The 1,111-nt window shown below is 66.2% G+C and carries 1 protein-coding gene; it reads left to right on the top strand.

Translation table 11 applies throughout. The features are described from left to right. Positions 1–56 precede the first annotated feature (56 nt). Entirely contained in the window at positions 57–1,061 is a 1,005-nt protein-coding gene (locus ABWP09_RS01030) for a fumarylacetoacetate hydrolase family protein (protein WP_353203312.1), read from the top strand. The last annotated feature ends 50 nt before the right edge of the window (positions 1,062–1,111 follow it).

The raw sequence follows: 1,111 nt of genomic DNA, 5'->3' as shown, positions 1-1,111 counted from the left end.
GGGATGACAAGCGAGGCGAGAGGACTATGTTCAGGCAAAACGCTAGGAGAGCGCGCATGAAACTGGCCAGCCTCAAATCGGGTCGCGACGGGCAACTCGTCGTCGTATCGAACGATCTCGCCTGGTGCGCCGATGCGGCGCATATCGCACCGACGCTGCAAGCGGCGCTCGACGATTGGGACCGGCTGTTGCCCGATCTGCAGAACCTCGCGACCGATCTCGACCATGAGATGATCCCGATGCGGCGCTTCCACGAACATGCCGCTGCGTCCCCGCTGCCGCGCGCGTATCAATGGGCCGACGGATCGGCGTATGTGAACCATGTCGCTCTGGTGCGGCAGTCGCGCGGCGCGGATTTGCCCGACAGCTTCTGGCACGATCCGCTCATGTATCAGGGTGGCTCCGACGGGTTCCTGGCCCCGCGCGACCCGATCCCGTTCGCGGACGAGGCGTTGGGCTGCGATTTCGAAGCCGAAGTCGTCGTCGTCACCGGCGACGTAGCCTTGGGCGCGAGCCGCGAGGAGGCGCTGGCCAGCATCCGGCTGGTCGGGCTGACCAACGACGTCAGCTTGCGCCATCTCATTCCCGGGGAACTGGGCAAGGGCTTCGGCTTCTTCCAATCGAAGCCAGCCAGCGCCTTCTCCCCCGTCTTCGTAACCCCCGATGCGCTCGGCGAGTGGTGGCGGGAGGGCAAGCTGCACCGACGGCTCTGCGTCGATCTCAACGGCACGCCGTTCGGCCGCGCCGATGCAGGCGAGGATATGACCTTCGATTTCGGCACGCTGATCGCCCACGCCGCCAAGACGCGGGCGCTGTGCGCGGGCACGATCATCGGGTCTGGCACCGTTTCCAACCGCGATGCCGATGGCGGGCCGGGCAAGCCGATCGCCGAGGGCGGGGTTGGCTATTCGTGCCTCGCCGAAATGCGCACGGTCGAAATGCTCCGCAGTGGCAGCCCGCACACGCCGTTCCTGGCCGCCGGCGACACGGTGCGCATCTGGGCCGAGGACGACAAGCGCCACCCGATTTTCGGGGTGATCGAACAGACGGTGGTGGGTTGAGTCTTTTGCTTTTTCGAGGCTGCGTCGCCCTCTCCCCGTTCGCCCTGAGC

It is taken from the genome of Sphingomonas sp., from assembly GCF_040398505.1.
Lineage (GTDB): Bacteria > Pseudomonadota > Alphaproteobacteria > Sphingomonadales > Sphingomonadaceae > Sphingomonas.
The sequence above is the reverse complement of the archived record's forward strand: the minus strand, read 5'-3'. Positions and strand labels throughout refer to the sequence as shown.

Coding starts and splice junctions, on each gene's coding strand:
- ABWP09_RS01030 (WP_353203312.1), top strand. CDS start 57: ATGAAACTGGCCAGCCTCAAATCGGGTCGCGACGGGCAACTCGTCGTC.